Genomic DNA, 19,404 nt, shown 5'->3' with positions numbered 1-19,404 from the left:
CGTTCACACCCGCTCGATGACGGTGGCGATGCCCATGCCGGCGCCGACGCAGAGGGTCGCGAGGCCGCGTCGCAGTTCGCGTCGTTCGAGTTCGTCGAGGAGGGTGCCGAGGATCATCGCGCCGGTGGCGCCGAGCGGATGCCCGAGGGCGATGGCCCCGCCGTTGACGTTGACCTTGTCGTGCGGGATGTCGAGTTCCTTCTCCCAGCGCATGACGACGGCCGCGAAGGCTTCGTTGAGTTCGAAGAGGTCGATGTCGCGGGCGTCGAGGCCGGCGCGGTCGAGGGCTTTCCGGGTGGCGGGAGCGGGGCCGGTGAGCATGATCGTGGGTTCGGAGCCGGTGACGGCCGTGGCCACGATGCGGGCGCGGGGGGTGAGGCCGAGGCGCTCGCCCACTTCGGCGCTGCCGATGATCATGAGGGCGGCGCCGTCGACGATGCCCGAGGAGTTGCCGGCGGTGTGCACGTGGTCGATGCGTTCGACGGCGTGGTATTTCTGCAGGGCGACGGCGTCGAAGCCGGCTTCGGCTCCGGGGCGGGCGAAGGCCGCGGGCAGTTCGGCGAGGGCTGTGGCGGTGGTGCCGGGGCGGCGGTGCTCGTCGGTGTCGAGCACCAGGACGCCGTTGGCGTCGCGGACGGGCACGACCGAGCGGGCGAAGCGTCCTTCGCTCCAGGCCTGTTCGGCGCGGCGCTGCGATTCGGCGGCGTAGGCGTCGACGTCGGAGCGGTCGAAGCCGTCGAGGGTGGCGATGAGGTCGGCGCCGATGCCCTGCGGCACGAAGTACAGGTCGTAGTTCGTGGTCGGGTCTTGGGCGTACGCGCCGCCGTCGCTGCCGATCGGCACGCGCGACATGGATTCGACGCCGCCGGCCAGCACGAGGTCTTCGAAGCCGGAGGCGACCTTCTGCGCGGCGAGGTTCACGGCTTCGAGCCCGGAGGCGCAGAAGCGATTGACCTGCACGCCGGCGACGGTTTCGGGCAGGCCGGCGACGAGCGCGGCGGTGCGGGCGATGTCGCCGCCCTGTTCGCCGATGGGCGAGACGACGCCGAGCACGATGTCGTCGACGACGGCGGGGTCGAGGCCGGGGTTCCGTTCGAGGAGGGCGTGGATCAGGCCGACCACGAGGTCGACGGGTTTGGTGCCGTGCAGCGCGCCGCCGCGGTTGCGGCCGCGGGGGGTGCGGACGGTGTCGTAGATGTATGCGTCGGTCATGTGCGTCCTGTCAGAGTCCGAGGCTCCGGCCGACGATCTCTTTCATGATCTCGGTCGTGCCGCCGTAGATGGTGGTGATCCGCGCGTCCTCGTAGTCGCGCGCGATGCGGTATTCGCGCATGTAGCCGTAGCCGCCGTGGAGTTGCAGGCAGCGGTTCACGGTCTGCACGTACTGTTCGGTGGTCCAGAACTTCGCGGCCGCGGCGTCTTCGGCCGACAGTTCGCCGCGGGTGTGGCGCAGGATGCACTGGTCGATGTATGCGCGGCTCACCTGGGCGGCGGTGTGCATCTCGGCGAGTTCGAAGCGGGTGTTCTGGAAGGAGCCGACGGGCTTGCCGAAGGCGTGGCGTTCGGTGACGTAGGCGATGGTGCGTTCGACGACGCCCTCGGTGGATGCCACGGCGGCCGCCGCGATCGAGAGGCGTTCCTGGGGCAGGTTGCGCATGAGGCCGAGGAAGCCCTGGCCCTCTTCGCCGAGGAGGTTGCCGGCGGGCACGCGCACGTTCTCGAAGACGAGCTCGCTCGTGTCCTGCGCGTGCAGGCCGACCTTCTCGAGGTTGCGGCCTCGGCTGAAGCCGGGCCGGTCGGTTTCGACGACGAGGAGGCTGAGGCCCTTGTGCGGGTCGTCGCCGGTGCGGACGGCGGTGACGACGAGGTCGGCGTTCTGCCCGTTGGAGATGAAGATCTTCGAACCGTTGACGACGTAGTCGTCGCCGTCGCGCACGGCGGAGGTGCGGATGCCGGCGAGGTCGCTGCCGGTGCCGGGCTCGGTCATGGCGACGGCCGTGATGAGGGTGCCGGCGGCGATGCCGGGCAGCCAGCGCGCCTTCTGCTCGTCATTCGTGAGTTCCAGGAAGTAGGGGATGACGATGTCGTTGGAGAGGGCGATGCCGGCCATGCCGCTCGAGACGGGGTTGCGGGCGAGTTCTTCGCCCATGACGGCGTTGAAGCGGAAGTCGTTCGCGCCGCCGCCGCCGAACTCCTCGGGGATCGTGAAACCGAGGATCCCGGTCTCGGCGGCGAGCTCGAAGAGCCGCCGGTCCACCCGGCCCTCGGCGTCCCAACGGTCGGCGTTCGGGCGGGCATGGCGTTCGACGAAGTCGCGGACGAGTTCGCGGAACCCCTCGTGTTCTTCGTCGTAGACGGCCCGGACCCGGTCCGCGGCCTGCAGCGTCTCAGGCATATGTCGATCTCCTTCGATCCGATTGGTCTCCCCGTTGCGGTCGAGTGTATGGCGGAACCGCATTTTTTACAACAGATTAGAAAAAAATGCGCGAGACCCTTGCCGCCCGCCGTGTGGTATCGGAGAATCGACCCGGGCGTTTTTGAATCGCCATGAAAGAGCACCACCGACGCAAGGACGCGCATGGCCACCGAACCCACCGAACGCGTGCGCGACTTCGTGCGCGAGACCGTCATCCCCGTCGAAGAACGCGAACACGGCGAACTCCACCGCCCGTACGACGGGCCCGGCATCCACCCGCGGGAACGCGCGCTCCGCGCCGAACTGCAGGACGCCGGCCGCGATGCCGGCCTGGCCACCCCGCAGCTGCCGGTCGAATGGGGCGGCCTCGGTCTCACCGCACTCGAGCAGGCGGCCGTGTTCGAGGCGGCCGGCTACTCGCTCTTCGGCCCGATCGCCCTGAACATCGCCGCCCCCGACGAGGGCAACATGCACCTGCTGCTGCACGCCGCCTCGCCCGAGCAGCGCGAACGCTGGCTCCGGCCGCTGGCGGCCGGCCGCATCCACTCCGCCTTCGGCATGACCGAACCGCCGCCGGGCACCGGCAGCGACCCTCGCGCCCTCACCGCCCGCGCCGAACGCGTGCCCGGCGGCTGGCGCCTGAGCGGCGAGAAGTGGTTCATCACCGGCGCCCGCGAAGCCGGCCTCGTCATCGTGCTCGCCCGCACCTCCGGCGAGCCGGGCGACGCCGGCGGGGCGACCATGTTCCTCGTGCCCGGCGACGCCGACGGCCTCACCGTCGAACGCGACGTGCACACCCTCGACGCCGGCCTCTACGGCGGGCACAGCCTGCTCCGCTTCGACGGATGCTTCGTGCCCGACGACGGCGTGCTCGGCGACGTCGACGAGGGTTTCCGCGCAGCACAGGTGCGGCTGGCGCCGGCCCGCCTCACCCACTGCATGCGCTGGCTCGGCCTCGCCGGCCGCGCGCAGGACCTCGCGCTCGCCCACGTCACCGCACGCCGCGGGTTCGGCGCGCGGCTGGCCGACCTCGGCCTCGCCCAGCAGCACATCGCCGACACCGAGATCGACCTCGCCGCCTCGCGTGCCCTCATCCGCGACGCCGCCCGCCTGCTCGACGCCGGGCAGGACGCCGGCACGGCGTCATCCATCGCCAAGACCTTCGTGGCCGAAGCCGTCGGCCGCATCGTCGACCGCAGCGTGCAGCTGGCCGGCGGCCAGGGGGTCTCGGAGGAACTCCTGCTGTCCCGGTACTGGCGCGAGGTGCGCCCGTTCCGCATCTACGACGGATCCAGCGAAACCCATCGCTGGTCGATCGCCCGGCGCGCCGTGCGCGCCCATGAGGAAGGACGCCGCCATGACCTCGCCCGCTGAGCCCGCCCCGCGCGCCGCACTCATCACCGGCGCCTCGCGCGGCATCGGCCTCGCCGTCGCCCGGCGGCTGGCCGCCGAAGGCTACGCGCTCACCCTCTCGGCCCGCACCCCGGAACCCCTCGAAGCAGCCGCCGCCGAGCTCGCCGGCCCCGGCACCCGCGTCGTCGCGGTGCCCGCCGACGCCGCCGACCCCGATGCCCTCGCCGCGCTCCTCGCCCGGCACGAAGCGGAGCACGGCCGCCTCGACGCCCTCGTGCTGAACGCCGGCATGGGCTTCGGCAGCCCCATCGCAGAGACCCCGCTGCGCCGCGTCGACAAACACGTCGCCCTGAACTTCCGCGGCCCGTTCGCCCTCGTCTCAGCCGCGCTGCCGCTCTTGCGCCGCACCGCCGCACTCGACGCGCGCGGCGCCCGCATCATCGCGCTCGCCTCGCTCGCCGGCCTCATGCCCGAACCCGACCTCGCCGCATACTCCGCGACGAAGGCCGCACTCGTCTCCCTCTGCGAATCGGTGTGCCTCGAAGAGGGCACCCGCGGCGTGAGCGCCACGGCGATCTGCCCGGGATACGTCGACACCGAACTCGCCGCCTGGAAGACCGACGAGATCCCCGCCGAGGAGATGATCCGCGCCGACGACATCGCCGAGCTCGCCGTCGCCCTCACCCGGCTCTCGCGGCACGCCGCCGTGCCCCGCCTGGCGGTGAACCGGCCGGGCAGCCTGTTCCAGGCCTGAGCGGGCACCGCGTCACCGGGGCCGGGCGCCCAGCCGTCAGCCGCGGCTCGGGATCTCGCCCGGGTCCTCCGCACGCTCGAGCAGGAAGAGGAACGGGCGCCCGGCGTCGAGCGTGCCCTCCCCCGCCATGACGCCGAGCAGCGTGTCGGCGTCGACCCGCACGAAATGGTCGTGCACCGGCATCCGGTCGTAGAGCATCGTCGCCGTCACGCGGCCGCGATGCTCCATGCGCACGAGGCTCGCCCCGCCGCCGCGGGAAAGGCGCAGGTCGGCCACGAGGCCGCCGGCGCCGTCGTCGCACACGATAGGCCGCACCGTCTCGTCCGAGACGAAATGCTTGCCGACCCACGCGGCCCGCTCGAGCGTGCGGAGCATCCCGTGCCCGGTGTCGAACGCACGCCCGCGCCAGAACCCGCGGAGCTCGGCCGGGCCGACGGTCGGCAGCACGTCCCAGATCGCGAGCAGCTCGTCGACGTCGGCCCGCACACCGGGCGCCGCGAGCGCCCGAAGGCGTGCGGGGACGGTGGTCGGGGCCGGTGCCGGCGGCACCGCATCGGCGGGGTCCATGACGAGCACCGGCTTCACCGCCGACCCCGAGCGCGCGGCGGCGACCGCCTCGTCGACGTCTCCGAAGGCGAAGGTGCGGATGAAGCGGTCGACCGGGAAGAGCCCGGCCCGCCAGAGCCGGGCGAGCATCGGGACCAATGCGGCGGGCCGCGCGTCGCCCTCGATGACACCCGAGATCGAGCGCCCCCAGAGCAGGCGCGACTGGCTCACGGTCACGGGATTCGCGCCGGACCGCAGGGCGACCGTCGCGCAGGCGCCCGGCGAGGCCAGCGCGGCGAGCGCCGCCTCGACCGCGGCCGGGGTGCCGACGGTGTCCAGCACCCGGTCGGCCGGCCGCGTGGCGCGGAGGAGGGCGGCGAGCTCCTCGGGTTCGACGGCGGCCGTCGCCCCGAGTTCGAGGGCGAGCGTCCGTCGTCCGGCATCGGGTTCGACGACGACGACATCGCCGCATCCGCTCACGTGGGCGGCGAGCATCCCCGAGAGCCCGACGGCGCCGGCACCGAGGACGACGAGCCGGTCGCCGGGGCCGGGCCGCAGGGTGCCGAGCACCGTGCCGGCGCCCGTCAGCACCCCGCAGCCGAGAGGCGCGGCGATCGCGAAGGGAACGTCGTCGTCGATCGGCACGACGTTCGAGGCCCGTGCGATCGCGAAGGTCGCCCAGGAGGACTGCGCCATCCACGACCCGGAGATGACCTCGCCGCCCTCGCCCCGCAGGGTCGCCGAGCCGTCGGGCCTGGCCCCGGCCGAGTTCCGCCGCCCGAACTGCTCGCAGTACGCGGGGTGCCCGCTCGCGCAGCGCGCGCACACCCCGCACGAATCGAAGGTGAGCACGACCCGGTCGCCCGGTTCCACGCCCGCCGCCGCCGATCCGGTCGCCTCGACGACGCCGGCGCCCTCGTGCCCGAACACGGCGGGGAAGCCGAACGGCACCGCGCCGTCGATCGCCGTGAGGTCGGTGTGGCAGATCCCCGAGGCGGCGATGCGCACGAGCACCTCGTCGTCCCGGAGTTCGTCGAGGCGCACGGGCGAGGGCACGGGCGCGTGCCCCCGCCCGGCGACGACGGCGGCGAGCGCAGCGGTCACCGGGCGGTCACCGGGTCGCTTGCGCGCAGCACGCCCTTGTCGACCTTGCCGCCGCCGTTGCGGGGCAGCGCCTCGACCACGACGACGTGCTTGGGCCGCTTGAAACGGCCGAGGCGGCCGTCGAGGAAGGCCTCGAGCTCGTCGACGGTCGGCGCCGCCGCGCCCGGCATCGGCGCGATCGCCGCGACCGGGACCTCGCCCCAGCGCTCGTCGGCTCGACCGTAGACGGCGACCTCGAGGATGTCGGGGTGGGCGTCGAGGGCGTTCTCGACCTCGGCGCAGTAGACGTTCTCGCCGCCGGAGATGATCATGTCCTTCTTGCGGTCGACGACCCAGACGAAGCCCTCCTCGTCCTGCCGAACGAGGTCGCCGGAGTGGAACCAGCCGCCCTCGAAGGCCGCCGCGGTCTCATCGGGCTTCCGCCAGTACCCCTTCATGAGCGTCGGCCCCCGGTAGACGATCTCGCCGACCTCCCCGACGGGGACGTCGTGGAAGTCCTCGTCGACGACGCGGGTCTGGATGGTGGGGATCGGCTTGCCGACGGAGCCGATCTTGCGGCGCGAGTCGGCGCCGCGCAGCACGCAGGTGATCGGCGACATCTCGGTCTGGCCGAAGACGGCGACGTTCATCGCGTCCGGGAACTTCTCCTCCATCGCCCGCAGCACGCCGTCGGTGGCCGGCGCGGCGCCCCAGCTGATGATGCGGAGCGCGAGGTCCCTGTCCTCGATGCCGGGCAGGGCGCAGATCGCCTGCCACTGCTGGGGCACGTTGAAGACGATCGTCGCGCGCGACTGCTCCCAGGCGTCGACGATCGCGGCGGGATCGAAGGCGCCGAGGGGGTGGAAGATCGTCGGGATGCCGATGATGAAGTTCGGTGCGATCGAACCGAGGCCGGCGATGTGGAAGAGCGGTGCGGTGAGGAAGGCGATGTCGCTCTCGTCGACGATGCCGTTCGCGCGGATGCAGGTGATGGCCTGCGCGTACAGGTTCAGGTGGTCGAGCATGGCGCCCTTGGGCCGCCCGGTGGTGCCCGAGGTGTACATGATGAGCGCGGTGGTGTCTTCGGCGACGTCGGGGGCGGTGAAGTCGCCGGGGTCTTCGGCGACGAGGTCCGCGACGGATTCCTGCCCGTCGCCGGCTTCGCCGAAGACGAGGACCTGCTCGATGCGCGTGGTGAGGGCGGCGACGGCGCCGACGAGGGGCGCGAGCGGGGCATCCACGAGGATGACGCCGGCGTCGGCGTCGTCGACGATGTAGGCGATCTCGGCGGGCGAGAGGCGGATGTTGATCGGCACGGCCATGGCGCCGAGGGTGTTGATCGCGAAGACCGCTTCGACGACCTCGGGGCTGTTCAGGGTGAGGAGGAGGACCCGGTCGCCGTGTTCGACGCCGCGGCGGCGGAGGGCTGCGGCCAGGGCGTTGACGTGCTCGTGCACCTGCCCCCAGCTCGTGTCGCGGTCGAGGTAGCGGAACGCGAGGGAGTCGGGCCGGTTGGCGGCGTGGGCGGCGACCTGGTTCATCCAGTGGTTGCGGCGGGCGGCCGCCGGGATGGCGGAGGGCCCGGGGCCGGGTGCGGTTTCTGTGCGGGGTGCCGCCTCGGCGAGGGGCGGGGCTTCGGTGCTCATTCGGAATCCCTTCGTACGACGCTGTACCGTCGCCGCTCGCGGGCGACGCAGGTGGCCCCAGTATGCACGGCCGCGGGCCGGATGTCACGACTTTTGTTAATCCGGAATCACATCGTTGCCGCTCATGGCGGGCCGAGCGGCCTGCGCTAGCCTGTCGGGATGGGCACGACGTCGGCGACCGCATCCACCGCCGCGCCCCGCCGCACCCGCCCGAAGGACCGCAAGCAGCGCATCGCGATGGCCGCCGCGACCCTGTTCTCGGAACGCGGCTACCACCAGGTGAGCCTCGGCGAGGTCGCCGCCGAGGTGGGCATCTCGGCCCCGGCCCTCTACCGGCATTTCCCGAACAAGTACGCCCTCTTCCTCGATGCCGCCGAGCGCCTCGTGCACGGGCTCCTCGAGGTCACCGAGCCCTTCGCGGGCGGCGAGGGGCCCGCAGTGGATGCCGCGAGCACCGATCCCGCCCGCACCGACCCGGCCGGCGCCGACTACGACGCCCTCGTCCACGCCCTCGTCGAGGCCACGATCGACAACCGCCGCACCGGCGGCCTCTACCGCTGGGAGGGCCGCTACCTGCACCCCGACGACCGGCGTCGGCTCGGCGGGGACTTCGCCGAGCTCGGCGCGCGCGTCCGCCGCGCCGTGCAGCGGATGCGGCCGGGGCTCGGCGAGGACGACGCGCGCATGATCGCAGCCGCCGCGCTCAGCGTCGTCGCCTCGATCACCTCGCACCACGCGAGCCTGGGGCGCCGCCAGCTCGCCGAACTGCTCGGCGATTCGGCCCGTGACGTCGCCGACGCCCGCCTTCCCGCGCCGGCCGGATCCGCCGCGCCCGACACCCCCGGCGTTCCGCCGGCATCCAAGCGCGAGCTGATCGTGCGCGAAGGGCTCCGCCTGTTCCAGCAGCGCGGCTACCACGAGACCTCGATCGAGGAACTGAGCGCCGCCGTCGGCCTCACCCAGTCGGGCTTCTACCGGCATTTCGCGAGCAAGTCCGAGCTGCTGCTCGAGGCCTGCGTGCGGGCCGCCGAACGCCTCGGGGCGACGACCGCCGACGCCCTCGAGGGCGCCGCGGGCCCCGCCGAGGCCCTCGACCGCCTCATCGACGGCTACATCGCCCACAGCTTCACGCACCACGAGCTCATGAGCGTGTACTTCTCCGACATCGGCGCGCTGCCGGGCGACGAGCAGGAGCGGCTGCGGGGCATCCAGCGCCGGCACGTCGACGAGTGGGTCGGCCTGCTGCGGGCCGTACACCCGGATCTCACCGCGCAGGCGGCGAGGTTCCGGGTGCACGCCGGGCTCAACGTCGTCGTCGACCTCGGCCGGCTCGTGCACTTCGACGACGCGCCGGCGACGCGGGCGCGGGTCGCATGCCTGGTGCGAGCGGCGCTGGGTCGCTGAGCCTCACTTCCGCTTGGCGTGCAGCATGTGCAGCATCCGCTCGGCGAGGTGCATGTCGCGTGCCGAGCGGTCGATGCGCAGCAGATCGATGAAGGGCTTGCTCGTCTGCACGGCCACCGACTTCGCGACCGAGAACTCGCGCAGGCCGTCGGCGCCGTGGATGCGGCCGAAGCCCGACTCGCCGCGGCCGCCGAACGGCAGCGAGGGGATGCCGGCGAAGCCGAGCACGGAGTTCACGCTGACGGCGCCGGCCCGCAGCCGGAGGGCGATCCGCCGCCCCTGCTTCAGATCGCGGGTGAAGACGGATGCGGCCAGACCGTAGGCGGTGTCGTTCGCCTTCGCGACGGCGTCGTCCAGGGAGGCGGCGCGCTCGACGACGAGCACCGGCCCGAAGGTCTCTTCGCGCACGACCGCGCAGTCCCCGGGCACCTCGGTGAGCACGACGGGGGCGACGTAGGCGCCCTGCACGGCGTCGGCGCCGCCGGCGACGGCCCGGGCCCCGCGTTCGATGGCTTCGCCGATGTGGGCGGAGACGATGCCGAGCTGCTTCGACATGGTCATCGGCCCGTAGCTCGCGGATGCCTCGGGGCCGGGCTTCAGCGCCGCGACCGCAGCGGCGAGGCGCTCGAGGAACTCGTCGTGGACGGGCGCTTCGACGTAGACGCGTTCGACGCCGGCGCAGGTCTGGCCGGCGTTGCCCATGCCGCCGAATACGGCGAAGGCGACGGCCTGGTCGAGGTCGGCGTCGCGGGCGACGATCATGGCGTCCTTGCCGCCGGCCTCGATGACGACCGGCGTGAGGCGTTCGGCGCAGGCGGCCATGACGCGCCGGGCGGTGCCGGGCGAACCGGTGAAGGCGATCTTGTCGACGTCGGATGCGGCGAGGGCCGCACCGGTGGCCCCGTCGCCGATGACGACGGTGAACGCGGCCCTCTGCGGTACGGCGCGGCGCCAGGCGTCGGCGAGCCAGCGGCCGGTGGCCGGGGAGAGCTCGCTCGGCTTGAAGACGATCGCGTTGCCGGCGGCCAGCGCGTAGGAGATGGATCCCATGGGGGTGTAGACGGGGTAGTTCCACGGCCCGATGACGCCGACGACGCCGTAGGGCTCGTAGCCGACGCTCGCCGACTGGTTGTAGCTGGCGAGCCCCGAGGGCACCTTCCGGCGGGCGAGCACCTTCTCGGCATGCTTGGCGGCCCAGTCGAGGTGGGTGAGGGCGAGGGTGATCTCGAGCACGCCGTCGTCGGGCGTCTTGCCGGTCTCGCGGGAGATGACGCCGGCGAGTTCGCGGGCGCCGGCGGCGATCTCGGCCTTCCAGGCGAGGAGTGCCTCGCGGCGGCCGCCGGGGCCGAGTGCGCGCCAGCTCTCCGCGGCCGCGCGGGCCTCGGAGACGGCACGTTCGACGTCGGCAGGCGACGCGAGCGGGTATGCGGCGACGACGGAGCCGTCGCGGGGATCGGTGGAGGTCAGTTCGGCGGAGCCGTCGGCGATGAGGGTCATGGCCGTCCCTTCGACGTTGAACGGGTGGGCTGGTGTGGATCCGGCATCAAGTGAATGCTGATTCACATTAGCCGTGCGGCGGCCCCTGCGGCAAGAGGCGCGCCCTCAGCGTTCGGCGAGCGCCTCGGCGGCGACCTCGAGCAGACGCGGCACGCCGGCCTCGAGGCCCGGGGCGAACGTCGTGTCGTCCGGGCGCTCCCCGTCCAGCCAACGCGTGTAGATCGCCTCGCTGAACACCGCCGACTTCCACAGTGCGAGCGCGCGGTACCAGCCGAGCCGGCTCGCATCCGCACCCGTCAGCCGCTCGTAGCGCTCTGCGAGCCCCGCCCGGTCGAGGAAGCCCGGGCGGGCCGTCACCGGCGAGAGCTCCATCGTCGTCGGCACGCCGCCCGACGCCTCGGACCAGGTCGCGACGAGATACCCGAGATCGGCGAGCGGATCGCCGAGCGTCGACAGCTCCCAGTCGAGCACGGCGGCCACCTCGGGCCGCCGCCCGGTGCCGAACATGAGATTGCCGAGCCGGAAATCGCCGTGCACGAGCGCGTGGCGCTGCGTCGCCGGCATCGTCGCCGCCAGCCGTTCGGCGAGCTCGCCGACGAGCGGCAGCTCGCGGCGCGACACCTTGCCCCACAGGCCCGCGAAGCGCGACACCTGCCGTTCGAGGTACCCCTCGGGCCGACCGTAACCGGCGAGCGGACCCTCGCGGACGTCGATCGCGTGCAGGGCGGCGAGCGCATCGACGGCGGCCTCGGCGACGCCGCGGCGGTCCCGGGCGGTGTCGAAACGGGCCGGCACCTCGTCGGTGATGACGTCGCCGTGCAGACGGCGCATGAGGTAGAACGGCACCCCGAGGGGCTCCGGGTCCTCGCAGACGGCGAGCACCTCGGCGACCGACGCCCCGGCATCCCGGAGCAGCAGCTGGATGCGCGCCTCGCGCAGCATGTCGTGCGCCGACGGCGGCAGCGGCGGCCGCGGGCCGCGACGCAGCACCGCCTCGACGCCGCCGCGGCGCAGCAGGAAGGTCGCATTCGACTGCCCGTCGCCGATCCGCGCCCACTCCACCGGACCGTCGCCGAGGCCGCGCTCGTCGAGGAAGGCGGTCACGGCGTCGAGGACGAGCAGCGGCGGCACCGGCATCCGCGCCGCCTCTTCCGCGGTCGCCGCGACGTCGCGGCCGTCGGGCCGCTCGGTGAGCACCGGCCCGGCCTCGCGCGTCTGCTCGCTCATCGCCGGCTCACCCGCCCGAACAGGCCCGCGATGGGCGCGAGCACGAGCGGACGGGCGGCGATCCACGCGGCCGCGATGACGAGCAGGGAGGCGCAGAAGACGGCGAAGCCGACCCAGTTCACCGCATCCTGCCCGCCGTACATGTGGTTCAGGTTGCGCAACGCCCCGGTCGCGAACACGAGGCCGACGTGCATCACGACGAACGCGACGAAATACAGCATGACCGGGAAGTGGATCGCCCGCGCGAGCTCGATCGGATACGCCCGGTTCAGCCGTTCGGCACGTGCCGGCCACCAGCCCGACATCCGCACCCCCGTCACGGCCGCGAGCGGCGCCGCCAGGAACACCGTCGCGAAGTACGCGAGCTGCTGCAGGGCGTTGTAGTTCGTCCAGCCGTGCTCGACCGGCCAGTCGAGCGAGGCGTACTGCAGGAGCGCAGACGCCGCGTTCGGCACGACGGCCCAGTCGCTCGGCACGATCCGCATCCACTGCCCCGTCACCGCGAGCAGCACGACGAACACGAGGCCGTTCGCCAGCCACAGCACGTCGAGGCTCTGGTGGAACCACGCGTTCAGCGGGATCTTCCGCTCGGGCCGGCGACGCGACGCCCAGTACGCCGCCGGCCGCCGTTCGCGGCGCACCTGCAGGCCCGAACGCACGATCAGGACCATGAGGAACACGTTGCAGAAGTGCTGCCAGCCGAGCCAGGCCGGGATGCCGACGGGCGCCGCGGCCGGCAGCGGCGCCTCGCCGGGGTATTCGGCGAGGAACGCCTGCACGGGCTCGAGGCCGCGCAGCCAGCGCGCGAGCAGCACCACCGCGAGCACGGCGACGACGACGCCCGCGGCCACCAGCGCCCAGCGGGCGGCCCGGCGGCGGGCAGTGGCTTCGGGGGCGGTGGATGCCGAGAGCGCAGTGGATGCCGGGGGCGCAGTGGATGCCGTTGGGGCGGTGGATGCCTCAGGGGCGGTGGATGCCGCAGGTGCGACGGCGGGCGCGCCCGAGACCGGCGGCGCCGGCGCGAATCCGGCGGGCGGCCACGGCTCGCCGCCGGGCACCCGCGGCAGTCCGCGACGGAGCGGGGCCCCGGCGGACCCCGCCGATGCGGAGACCGCGACGTCCGGGCCGGCGATACCTGCGACGGCGCCCGCGGCATCCACCCCCGAAGAATCGGCGGCAGCACCGGCACCAGGGTCGTCCACCCCCGCAGGCCCCGATGCAGGCACCGCGACCGCGCCCGCGGCATCGACCGCCGCGACACCGGCGGCGCCCGCAGCAACGGTGCCCGAGGCATCCACCGCAGCGGACTCCGCGTCGAGGCCTGAAGCGGCCGACCCCGGCACCTCCCCCACCGGCGGCCACGGCTCGCCGCCCGGCACCCGCGGCAGCCCGCGGCGGAGCGTCGGAGCGCTCACGAGGACACCCGCTCCGATTCGAGGGCGGCGATGAGCTGGGGAACCACCCGGAACACGTCGCCGACGATGCCGAAGTCCGCGATGTCGAAGATGGGCGCGTCGGCGTCGGTGTTGATCGCGACGATGGTCTGCGAGGTCTGCATGCCGGCACGGTGCTGGATCGCGCCCGAGATGCCGAGGGCCATGTACAGGCGCGGCGACACCGAGACGCCGGTCTGACCGACCTGGCTCTGCTGGGCGACGTAGCCGGCGTCGACGGCCGCGCGCGAGGCGCCGACCGCGGCGCCGAGCGCATCCGCGAGCCGTTCGACGAGCGCGAAGCCCTCGGCGGAGCCGAGCCCGCGTCCGCCCGAGACGACCTTCTCGGCACCGCGGAGTTCGGGGCGGGTGCTGTCGGCGACGCGTGGTTCGACCGAGGCGATACGGGCCGCGGGCCGACCGCTCGGCGGCACCGCGAGACGTTCGGCGACGGTCGGGCGCGCCGCCGCACGGGCCGTGACCGCACCGGGGCGGATCGTGATGACGGGGGCGCCGTGGGTGGCCGCCGAGACGACGTCGTAGGCGCCGCCGAATGCGGAGTGCCGGACGATGACGCCTTCCTCGTCGCGGTCGACTCCGACGGCGTCGACGGCGAGCGCCGCCCGTGCCCGCACGGCGTAGCGGGCGGCGGCCTCGCGCGCGTCGAGCGTGTGCGCCGCGAGCACGGCGACCGGTCCGACGGCCGCGGCGGCGGTGTCCAGGGCGTCGGCGAGCGGCACGGCGACGGTGCCGCCGGCGACGGGCGCAGCCCCGGCGGCGAGCAGCACGCGTGCCGCGCCGAGGGCGGCGGCCGCGGCGGCGAGGGCATCGCCGGCGGACTCGTCGGCGGGGGCGATGAGGGCGACGGGCTCGCCGATCGCGTCGGCGGCGGCGAGGAGGCCGGCCGCCGTGCCGGCGAGGCCGCCGTCGGGGGCGACGTCGAGCAGCACGAGGACGGGGGCTGGGTCTGGCATCTCGGCTTCCTTCATGGGTGGGGCTGGGCCCGCGAGCGGGCGGGGCTGGCGGTGGTCGGCGTCCGGTGCTCAGGCGAGGCGTTCGGCGGCGAGGAACTCGGCGAGGCGTTCGCCGGCGTCGCCTTCGTCGATGATCTTCACGCCGGCTGCGCGCGGCGGCCGCGGCGCGACGGCGATCATGATCGATCGGGCGGATGCGTGGTCGTCGGCGTCGATGCCGAGCTCGGCGAGGTCCAGGGTCTCGATGGTCTGCTTCTTGGCGGCCATGATGCCCTTGAAGCTCGCGAGTCGGGCGTCGGGCAGCTTCTCGGTGACCGAGACGATCGCGGGCAGTTCGGCGCCCGCGGCCACGGCCCCGTATTCGGTCGCGCGTACGCCGTCGACGCGGCCGTCGCCGATCTCGACGGAGTCGAGCCCGGTGAGCTGGGCGATGCCGAGGTGTTCGGCGATCATCGCCGGCACGACGCCGCCTCCCCCGTCGGTGGACCGGTCGCCGGCGATGACGAGCTCGGCGCCGATGCGGTCGATCGCGCGGGCGAGGGTCTCGGCGGTGAGGCCGAGGTCGGCCCCGAGCAGGGCCTCGTCGACGACGTGCACGGCCCGCCCGGCGCCCATCGCGAGGGCGCGGCGCAGGCTCGACGCGGCGGCGGCCGGCCCCATGGCGAGGGCGACCACCTCGGTGCCGGGGTGTTCGTCGCGGTGGCGCAGCGCGAGCTCCAGGGCGCGTTCGTCGATCTCGTCGATCACCCGCTCGCCGGCCTCGCGTTCGGCGAGCCCCGTCTCGAGGTGCAGGGCGCGGGCGCCGTAGGTGTCGGGCACGTCTTTGACGAGCACCAGGATTCTCATGCTTCCTCCATGGTCCAGGCGGCGAGGGCGTCGTCGAGGGTGCTGCGCGCGGGCCGGGCGGGGGTCCGGCCGGGTGCGGCGCCGTCGAAGCGCGGGGCGGCGGCCGGCGCGAGCCGACCGTGATGGTCGAGGTGGATGCCGCGGGCGACGGCCTGCGGGTGCGCCGGGGCCTCGCGCATCGACAGCACGGGCGTCACGCACGCCTCGGTGCCGTCGAAGGCGGCGGCCCACTCGTCGCGGGTGCGGCTCGCGAACGCGGCGGCGAGGCGGCCCCGCAGCTCGGGCCAGTTCGCGGGGTCGTCGCGCGCCGGCAGGGTTGCCGCGTCGAGGCCGAGACCGTCGAGCAGGGCACCGTAGAAGCGTGCCTCGAGGGCGGCGACGGCGACGTGCCGGCCGTCGGCGCACGCGTACACGGTGTAGAAGGGGGCGCCGCCGTCGATGAGGTTCGCGGCCCGTTCGTCGCGCCACCGCCCGGAAGCGGCGAGGGAGAACTGGGCGTGGCCGAGCTGGGCGACGCCGTCGATCATGGCGGCGTCGATGGTGCGGCCGCGCCCGGTGCGGGTGCGTTCGAGGAGGGCGGCGAGGATGCCGGTGACGAGGAACATGGCGCCGCCGCCGTAGTCGGCGACGAGGTTCAGCGGCACGACCGGGTGCTCGGCGGGGCCGATGGCGTGCAGCATCCCCGTGATCGAGAGGTAGCCGAGGTCGTGGCCGACGCGATCCGCCCACGGCCCGCTCTGCCCCCAGCCGGTCATGCGGCCGTAGACGAGCCGGGGGTTGGCGGTCCGCAGTTCTTCGGGGCCGAGCCCGAGGCGTTCCATGACGCCGGGCCGGAAGCCCTCGACGAGCACGTCGGCGCTTGCGGCGAGCGCGCGCACCCGGGCGAGGTCGTCGGCGTCCTTCAGATCGGCGACGACGATCGTGCGGCGGCGGAGCATGGTGTCGGCCGGGTCGGCGGGCAGTTCGCCGGGCTCGGGGCGCTCGATGCGCACGACGTCGGCGCCGAGATCGGCGAGGAGCATCGCGGCGAAGGGGGCGGGGCCGGCGCCGGCGAACTCGACGACGCGGATGCCGGCGAGGGGTGTCGGGCCTGCGGCCGACTCCCGGGCGGATGCCGCGGTCCGTGCAGCGGGCCGGGCGGCCGGTTCCCCGGCGGATGCCGCGCCCGGCGCGGCGGGCCCGCCGTAGGGGGCCGCCTTCGCCGCCGGTGCCGTGCTCACGCGATCACTCCTTCGGGATCAGGGCGACCGTCGGGTCGCCTCGCGGCCATTCTGCCATCGGCGGCCGCGCGGTCAAGCCGAAAACGTGAATCCGGATTCACTTTTTGGGTCGGGTCGTCGAACAGACGGGGCGGGTGGATGCCGTGCCGCACGGCATCCACCCGCCCCGTCGTCTTCACGGGCGGTTCATGTCGGGGATCGTGATGGGCGTCGTCGTCCCCGACTCCCCGCGGTTCAGGAACGCCATCGCGAGCGCACGCACGAACTGGTCGAACATGTAGAAGCTCACCGGCGCGACCGGCAGCAGCCCCTCGCGGAAGGCGATGTACGTCGGCCACCCGGCGCGGATGGTCGCCGCGGCCACGTAGTCGCGGCGCAGCCCGAGCCAGTCGCCGACCTCGTTGCCGAGCTGGTAGCGCACGAACTCGTTCAGGAAGCCGCGCGTGACGCCCAGGTCGACCTGCGCGGTCAGCCCGAGGAGCACCTCGGCGAGCTCCTGCCCCTCCTGGGTCCAGGTCAGCTGCGGGGTGAGGATCTCGGCGGCCTGCGCATGCGCGGCATCCCACGTCGCCGGGATGTACTCGTCGCGCACGCCGAGGAAGTGCAGGGCGACCTGCCACGAGTGCAGGAAGGCCTCCTCGTCGGCGCGCGTCATCGGCACCCGCCACTCGCGGAGCTTCCGGTGCGCGAAGGTGCCCGTGGAGTGGAAGGTGACGAGGATGTCCTGGTTCGAGATCGGGATCTCCTCGTCGGCGACCGCCTGCCAGTGCGGCGACTGCGGCAGCAGATGCCGCACGGCGGCGTGCACCATGCGCGTCTTGTTCGAGGTGACCACGAATTCGCCGCTCTGCTCGAAGGCGTCGATGTCGCTCAGGTCGTACCCGAAGGAGAAGGTCTTCGCCGCGCGGTCCTGCATGTCGGCGCCGCCCTTGGACCAGTACACCGACTTCGCCTCGCGGGGGATGACGGTCGACATGATGCCGCCGCCGATGCCGTAGATGACGAAGAGGTAGAGGTCTTTGCGCCGGTTGAAGTCGGCCGCACGGCGGAGCTTGGTCATGTCGGCCCACTCGGGCATCTGCGTGCTCGACTGCAGCCAGGTCGACAGTTCGGGCGGCAGCCCCGTGGGCAGGGGCTGGTTGTTGTGCACCCACGGCAGGATCGCCTGGTTGACGGCCGGCACCTGGCCGCTGTCGATGACGTTCGCCATGATGCGGTCGATGTCGTCGTCCCAGACCCACTGCGGGTCGGTTCCTGATCCGCTGCCGAGCACGGATCGCGTCGGCGACCAGGTCCACGGGGACCTGCCTGCCTGCGCGGCCTGTGCGGCCTGCGGTGCGAAGACGCCGCCCAGCCCGAGGGCTGCTCCCAGCGTCAAGACGGTGCGTCGGTTCATGTCGGCCACGTTGCCTCCTGCTTGTGAACAGCGGACGGTCCCGCAAGCGCCGTCGTCGGGGCGGCACCGTGGAACCCGCGAATCCATCCGCACTGGTGAACGTGCGTTAACTTACGGAAGTGAATGCAGGTTCACAAGAGCGGCGCGCGGAATCGCCGATCGTGAGCGGATGCCGGGGCGCGCGAAACCGGGGCGCAGCCCGCCGGCGCGCCCCGCCTCGACCGCCTCTACGCCCGGCGCGCCCCCCGCCCGGCGGCCGCGGCCGCGGCCTGCTCATCCTCGGGGATGCCGAGCCCGCGCGGGAACACGCTGTGCCGCAGCGGGGTCTCCATCGCGGCGACGATGTCGGTGACGTCGACGGCGGAGAGGTCGGCCGGCTTCCAGTCGGGCACGACCGCCTGGTGCAGCGTCTCGGTGTTCTGCGCGACGAGGGCCTGGACGCCGGTGAACATGTCGGGCTGCGTGGTGAACCAGCGGGCGAGGCGGAGCTCGCGTTCGAGCGCCTCGCGCAGGGTCTCGCCGTCGCGCGCGGCCCGCACCGAGCGCAGGGTCGCCACGAGCGCCGTCGGCGAGAGCCCGAGCAGCGTGTCGGCGGCTTCGGTCGCGTGCGCGGCGGCATCCGGATCCATCGACTCCGATGCCCGCAGCCCCCCGACCTCGCGGCCGCTCGAGAACACCCACAGGCGCTCCAGGATCTCCTGCACGGTGTCGGCCGAATAGCAGGCGTCGATCCAGTCGCGGCGGGCCATCACCGCCGACTCCCCCGGCGAGACGGCGAAACGCCGCACCTTCTCCTCGGGAGCGGCCGTATCCACCGCATCGGCGAGGGCGGCGGTCAGCTCCCCGATGCGCGCCGCGGGCACGACGGCATCCGCGAAGCCGAGCGCCACGGCATCCGCCGCCGCCATATCTGCCGAGTTCAGGGCGAGATACGTGCCGATCTCGCCGGGCGTGCGCGCGAGGCGCCAGGTCGCCCCGCCGTCGGGCACGAAGCCGTAGCCGGTCTCGGGCTGGCCGAGCTTGACGCGGTCGCTGACGACCCTGAGGCCCACATGACCGGCCAGCGAGATGCCGCCGCCCATCGTCATGCCGTGCATGATCGACACGATCGGCTTGGGGTGCTCGGCGAGCTTGGCGATGAGGCGGTACTCGTCGCGGAAGAACACGGTGCCGATCGTCATGCCCTCGGCCGCGCGGGTCAGGATCTCACGGAAGTCGCCGCCGGCGCAGAAGCCGTAGTCGCCGAGGCCCTCGAGCAGGATCGCCGACACGGCCGGGTCCGTCGCCCACGCGTCGAGCGTCTCGGTCAGGGCGTGCATCATCTCGAGGTCGATGGCGTTGATCGAGTCGGGTCGGTTGAGGCCGAGGCGGCCGAGCCGACCGACGACCTCGGCATTGACAGGGGAATTCACCTGCACCACGCTAACGGTTCTTCGCCGGGTGCGGATGCCGGATCCCACCCGCTCCGGCGCCCCGCGCCGCACGGGGCGTGCGCGTGAGCTGCTCGCAACCGCACGCGGATGCGGATCACCGCATCGGGCGAAGCGATTCGGCGGATCGCCGGCAGCAAATCGGCGAACCAGATGAAGCAAATCGGCGGATTGGAGGC

The 19,404-nt window shown here is 73.3% G+C and carries 15 protein-coding genes; 3 read left to right on the top strand and 12 right to left on the bottom strand.

Annotated features, from left to right (window positions below):
• Window positions 1-3: 3 nt before the first annotated feature.
• Together G127AT_RS10740 and G127AT_RS10735 are read right to left on the bottom strand one after the other, a co-directional pair.
• Entirely contained in the window at window positions 4-1,212 is a 1,209-nt protein-coding gene (locus G127AT_RS10740; protein WP_210896751.1) for an acetyl-CoA C-acetyltransferase, read from the bottom strand.
• Window positions 1,213-1,222: 10 nt separating this feature from the next.
• Window positions 1,223-2,395, bottom strand: coding sequence for an acyl-CoA dehydrogenase family protein (locus tag G127AT_RS10735; RefSeq protein ID WP_210896749.1), 1,173 nt, complete (start codon window positions 2,393-2,395; stop codon window positions 1,223-1,225).
• A gap of 183 nt (window positions 2,396-2,578) precedes the next feature.
• Between G127AT_RS10735 and G127AT_RS10730 the strand changes: the two genes are divergently transcribed.
• Window positions 2,579-3,790 carry an acyl-CoA dehydrogenase family protein gene (locus tag G127AT_RS10730; protein ID WP_210896747.1) on the top strand — a complete coding sequence of 404 codons (1,212 nt, stop codon included), beginning with the start codon at window positions 2,579-2,581 and terminating at the stop codon, window positions 3,788-3,790.
• Window positions 3,774-4,523 carry an SDR family oxidoreductase gene (locus tag G127AT_RS10725; RefSeq protein WP_210896745.1) on the top strand — a complete coding sequence of 250 codons (750 nt, stop codon included), beginning with the start codon at window positions 3,774-3,776 and terminating at the stop codon, window positions 4,521-4,523. The genes G127AT_RS10730 and G127AT_RS10725 overlap by 17 nt, the downstream gene beginning before the upstream one ends.
• A gap of 36 nt (window positions 4,524-4,559) precedes the next feature.
• Here G127AT_RS10725 and G127AT_RS10720 read toward each other — a convergent pair whose 3' ends face one another.
• Window positions 4,560-6,173, bottom strand: coding sequence for an alcohol dehydrogenase catalytic domain-containing protein (locus G127AT_RS10720; RefSeq protein WP_210896743.1), 1,614 nt, complete (start codon window positions 6,171-6,173; stop codon window positions 4,560-4,562).
• Complete coding sequence (locus G127AT_RS10715) at window positions 6,170-7,798, bottom strand: long-chain-fatty-acid--CoA ligase (RefSeq protein WP_210896741.1); 1,629 nt, start codon at window positions 7,796-7,798, stop codon at window positions 6,170-6,172. The genes G127AT_RS10720 and G127AT_RS10715 overlap by 4 nt, the downstream gene beginning before the upstream one ends.
• 159 nt (window positions 7,799-7,957) lie before the next feature.
• Here G127AT_RS10715 and G127AT_RS10710 point away from each other — a divergent pair, with 159 nt between their 5' ends.
• The gene (locus tag G127AT_RS10710) at window positions 7,958-9,202 is read left to right on the top strand and encodes a TetR/AcrR family transcriptional regulator (RefSeq protein ID WP_210896739.1); all 1,245 of its coding nucleotides are present in this window, start codon (window positions 7,958-7,960) and stop codon (window positions 9,200-9,202) included.
• 3 nt (window positions 9,203-9,205) lie between these two features.
• Here the strand turns inward: G127AT_RS10710 and G127AT_RS10705 are convergent, their stop codons facing one another.
• The 8 genes from G127AT_RS10705 to G127AT_RS10670 all read right to left on the bottom strand — a co-directional run bounded on the left by G127AT_RS10705 (window position 9,206) and on the right by G127AT_RS10670 (window position 19,207).
• Entirely contained in the window at window positions 9,206-10,699 is a 1,494-nt protein-coding gene (locus G127AT_RS10705) for an aldehyde dehydrogenase family protein (RefSeq protein WP_210896737.1), read from the bottom strand.
• Between the two features lie 105 nt (window positions 10,700-10,804).
• Window positions 10,805-11,926: a phosphotransferase family protein gene (locus G127AT_RS10700; RefSeq protein WP_210896735.1), complete on the bottom strand. Its 1,122-nt coding sequence runs from the start codon at window positions 11,924-11,926 to the stop codon at window positions 10,805-10,807.
• Complete coding sequence (locus G127AT_RS10695; protein ID WP_210896733.1) at window positions 11,923-13,341, bottom strand: cytochrome b/b6 domain-containing protein; 1,419 nt, start codon at window positions 13,339-13,341, stop codon at window positions 11,923-11,925. The genes G127AT_RS10700 and G127AT_RS10695 overlap by 4 nt, the downstream gene beginning before the upstream one ends.
• A complete protein-coding gene (locus tag G127AT_RS10690; protein ID WP_210896731.1) occupies window positions 13,338-14,333 on the bottom strand; it encodes an electron transfer flavoprotein subunit alpha/FixB family protein in 996 nt (331 codons plus the stop codon). The genes G127AT_RS10695 and G127AT_RS10690 overlap by 4 nt, the downstream gene beginning before the upstream one ends.
• 69 nt (window positions 14,334-14,402) lie before the next feature.
• Window positions 14,403-15,179, bottom strand: coding sequence for an electron transfer flavoprotein subunit beta/FixA family protein (locus G127AT_RS10685; protein ID WP_210896729.1), 777 nt, complete (start codon window positions 15,177-15,179; stop codon window positions 14,403-14,405).
• On the bottom strand, window positions 15,176-16,399 hold the full coding sequence (locus G127AT_RS10680) for a CaiB/BaiF CoA transferase family protein (protein ID WP_210896727.1): 1,224 nt from the start codon (window positions 16,397-16,399) through the stop codon (window positions 15,176-15,178). The genes G127AT_RS10685 and G127AT_RS10680 overlap by 4 nt, the downstream gene beginning before the upstream one ends.
• A gap of 175 nt (window positions 16,400-16,574) precedes the next feature.
• Entirely contained in the window at window positions 16,575-17,795 is a 1,221-nt protein-coding gene (locus tag G127AT_RS10675) for an oxygenase MpaB family protein (RefSeq protein ID WP_244857533.1), read from the bottom strand.
• A 227-nt stretch (window positions 17,796-18,022) separates the two neighbouring features.
• The gene (locus G127AT_RS10670) at window positions 18,023-19,207 is read right to left on the bottom strand and encodes a 3-hydroxyisobutyryl-CoA hydrolase (protein WP_210896723.1); all 1,185 of its coding nucleotides are present in this window, start codon (window positions 19,205-19,207) and stop codon (window positions 18,023-18,025) included.
• Between the last annotated feature and the right edge of the window lie 197 nt (window positions 19,208-19,404).

This window comes from Agromyces archimandritae (genome assembly GCF_018024495.1).
Taxonomy (GTDB): domain Bacteria; phylum Actinomycetota; class Actinomycetes; order Actinomycetales; family Microbacteriaceae; genus Agromyces; species Agromyces archimandritae.
This window is presented reverse-complemented; position numbering and strand designations above follow the sequence as displayed.

Coding starts and splice junctions, on each gene's coding strand:
- G127AT_RS10690 (WP_210896731.1), bottom strand. CDS start 14,333: ATGCCAGACCCAGCCCCCGTCCTCGTGCTGCTCGACGTCGCCCCCGAC.
- G127AT_RS10730 (WP_210896747.1), top strand. CDS start 2,579: ATGGCCACCGAACCCACCGAACGCGTGCGCGACTTCGTGCGCGAGACC.
- G127AT_RS10710 (WP_210896739.1), top strand. CDS start 7,958: ATGGGCACGACGTCGGCGACCGCATCCACCGCCGCGCCCCGCCGCACC.
- G127AT_RS10735 (WP_210896749.1), bottom strand. CDS start 2,395: ATGCCTGAGACGCTGCAGGCCGCGGACCGGGTCCGGGCCGTCTACGAC.
- G127AT_RS10700 (WP_210896735.1), bottom strand. CDS start 11,926: ATGAGCGAGCAGACGCGCGAGGCCGGGCCGGTGCTCACCGAGCGGCCC.
- G127AT_RS10705 (WP_210896737.1), bottom strand. CDS start 10,699: ATGACCCTCATCGCCGACGGCTCCGCCGAACTGACCTCCACCGATCCC.
- G127AT_RS10675 (WP_244857533.1), bottom strand. CDS start 17,795: ATGAACCGACGCACCGTCTTGACGCTGGGAGCAGCCCTCGGGCTGGGC.
- G127AT_RS10725 (WP_210896745.1), top strand. CDS start 3,774: ATGACCTCGCCCGCTGAGCCCGCCCCGCGCGCCGCACTCATCACCGGC.
- G127AT_RS10715 (WP_210896741.1), bottom strand. CDS start 7,798: ATGAGCACCGAAGCCCCGCCCCTCGCCGAGGCGGCACCCCGCACAGAA.
- G127AT_RS10740 (WP_210896751.1), bottom strand. CDS start 1,212: ATGACCGACGCATACATCTACGACACCGTCCGCACCCCCCGCGGCCGC.
- G127AT_RS10685 (WP_210896729.1), bottom strand. CDS start 15,179: ATGAGAATCCTGGTGCTCGTCAAAGACGTGCCCGACACCTACGGCGCC.